Annotated in this window: 2 protein-coding genes and 1 pseudogene; all 3 read right to left on the bottom strand. The window is 51.1% G+C overall.

What is annotated here, in order from left to right; all coding sequences use genetic code 11:
* Positions 1-30 precede the first annotated feature (30 nt).
* A complete protein-coding gene (locus tag AB5Y70_RS12025) occupies positions 31-858 on the bottom strand; it encodes an oxacillin-hydrolyzing class D beta-lactamase OXA-2 (protein ID WP_001007673.1) in 828 nt (275 codons plus the stop codon).
* Positions 858-1,726 (bottom strand): annotated as a pseudogene (gene aadA1 / locus AB5Y70_RS12020) (ANT(3'')-Ia family aminoglycoside nucleotidyltransferase AadA1). The gene AB5Y70_RS12025 and the pseudogene aadA1 overlap by 1 nt, the downstream one beginning before the upstream one ends.
* Positions 1,727-1,762: 36 nt before the next feature.
* Complete coding sequence (locus AB5Y70_RS12015) at positions 1,763-2,590, bottom strand: oxacillin-hydrolyzing class D beta-lactamase OXA-2 (RefSeq protein ID WP_001007673.1); 828 nt, start codon at positions 2,588-2,590, stop codon at positions 1,763-1,765.
* Positions 2,591-2,612: the final 22 nt, after the last annotated feature.

The raw sequence follows: 2,612 nt of genomic DNA, 5'->3' as shown, positions 1-2,612 counted from the left end.
TAACGTTGAAGTAACCGGCGCTGCGCGGTTTTATCGCGCAGCGTCCGAGTTGACTGCCGGGTTGGGCGGTAACGCTTCAATAGAGCGAAGGATTGCCCGCACGATTGCCTCCCTCTTGAAAAGATCATCCATTCTGTTTGGCGTATCAATATTCAGTGCGAAGAATACGGAGCCAGTCGGCCACTCAACCCATCCTACCCACCAACCCATACGGCCTTCCCAGCCCGTCTTTGCACGCAGTATCCAGTTGCGACCGGCTTCCACAATCATGAGATCCTTGACCAAGCGCTGATGTTCTACCCGAAAGGGCAGCTCGTTACGATAGAGCTTCCTGAGAAATGCAATTTGCTCCTGCGCCGAGATTGCAAGGCTGCCTTCTATCCAGTAATCGCCATTACTTGTCGAAGGATCGGCGTTGCCATAGTCGATTTTCTTCAAATAGCGCCGAGCTTTGTCATCACCAATTTCCTTTGCAAATAGCTCATACACCCAAACAGTAGAATTCCGCATTGCTGATCGCAAATCTTGGTCTTGATTGTGGCCTGCAAAGCCCCTGTTAACGCCGTCCCATCGAAAAATCTGGAACTCATCACGAACAGCGCCTGCATCAAGTGCAAAAAGTGTATGAGGTATCTTGAATGTCGATGCAGGCGAGTAGCGTTTCTTCGATCGCACAGGATCAAAAACCAACATGGCACGATCCGCTTGGCGTTCGTCTGCCACAACTATCGTGCCTTTGGCTTGAAATTCGCTGAAAAACTTCCTCCAGTCAGAACGTTCTAGCGTGCCTTCTTGCGCATGCGCGAAAGTGGCAAGAGAAAAAATGGAGAAAAGTATCGCGAAGATTCGGATTGCCATTAACTTTTCCTTAATGCCCAACGGCCAAGGTAAGCCGCGCCGCGAAGCGGCGTCGGCTTGAACGAATTGTTAGACATTATTTGCCGACTACCTTGGTGATCTCGCCTTTCACGTAGTGAACAAATTCTTCCAACTGATCTGCGCGCGAGGCCAAGCGATCTTCTTCTTGTCCAAGATAAGCCTGTCTAGCTTCAAGTATGACGGGCTGATACTGGGCCGGCAGGCGCTCCATTGCCCAGTCGGCAGCGACATCCTTCGGCGCGATTCTGCCGGTTACTGCGCTGTACCAAATGCGGGACAACGTAAGCACTACATTTCGCTCATCGCCAGCCCAGTCGGGCGGCGAGTTCCATAGCGTTAAGGTTTCATTTAGCGCCTCAAATAGATCCTGTTCAGGAACCGGATCAAAGAGTTCCTCCGCCGCTGGACCTACCAAGGCAACGCTATGTTCTCTTGCTTTTGTCAGCAAGATAGCCAGATCAATGTCAATCGTGGCTGGCTCGAAGATACCTGCAAGAATGTCATTGCGCTGCCATTCTCCAAACTGCAGTTCGCGCTTAGCTGGATAACGCCACGGAATGATGTCGTCGTGCACAACAATGGTGACTTCTACAGCGCGGAGAATCTCGCTCTCTCCAGGGGAAGCCGACGTTTCCAAAAGGTCGTTGATCAAAGCTCGCCGCGTTGTTTCATCAAGCCTTACGGTCACCGTAACCAGCAAATCAATATCACTGTGTGGCTTCAGGCCGCCATCCACTGCGGAGCCGTACAAATGTACGGCCAGCAACGTCGGTTCGAGATGGCGCTCGATGACGCCAACTACCTCTGATAGTTGAGTCGATACTTCGGCGATCACCGCTTCCCTCATGATGTTTAACGTTGAAGTAACCGGCGCTGCGCGGTTTTATCGCGCAGCGTCCGAGTTGACTGCCGGGTTGGGCGGTAACGCTTCAATAGAGCGAAGGATTGCCCGCACGATTGCCTCCCTCTTGAAAAGATCATCCATTCTGTTTGGCGTATCAATATTCAGTGCGAAGAATACGGAGCCAGTCGGCCACTCAACCCATCCTACCCACCAACCCATACGGCCTTCCCAGCCCGTCTTTGCACGCAGTATCCAGTTGCGACCGGCTTCCACAATCATGAGATCCTTGACCAAGCGCTGATGTTCTACCCGAAAGGGCAGCTCGTTACGATAGAGCTTCCTGAGAAATGCAATTTGCTCCTGCGCCGAGATTGCAAGGCTGCCTTCTATCCAGTAATCGCCATTACTTGTCGAAGGATCGGCGTTGCCATAGTCGATTTTCTTCAAATAGCGCCGAGCTTTGTCATCACCAATTTCCTTTGCAAATAGCTCATACACCCAAACAGTAGAATTCCGCATTGCTGATCGCAAATCTTGGTCTTGATTGTGGCCTGCAAAGCCCCTGTTAACGCCGTCCCATCGAAAAATCTGGAACTCATCACGAACAGCGCCTGCATCAAGTGCAAAAAGTGTATGAGGTATCTTGAATGTCGATGCAGGCGAGTAGCGTTTCTTCGATCGCACAGGATCAAAAACCAACATGGCACGATCCGCTTGGCGTTCGTCTGCCACAACTATCGTGCCTTTGGCTTGAAATTCGCTGAAAAACTTCCTCCAGTCAGAACGTTCTAGCGTGCCTTCTTGCGCATGCGCGAAAGTGGCAAGAGAAAAAATGGAGAAAAGTATCGCGAAGATTCGGATTGCCATTAACTTTTCCTTAATGCCCAAC

The organism is Aeromonas sp. s1(2024), from assembly GCF_040908005.1.
GTDB classification, from domain to species: Bacteria; Pseudomonadota; Gammaproteobacteria; order Enterobacterales; family Aeromonadaceae; genus Aeromonas; species Aeromonas caviae.
This window is presented reverse-complemented; position numbering and strand designations above follow the sequence as displayed.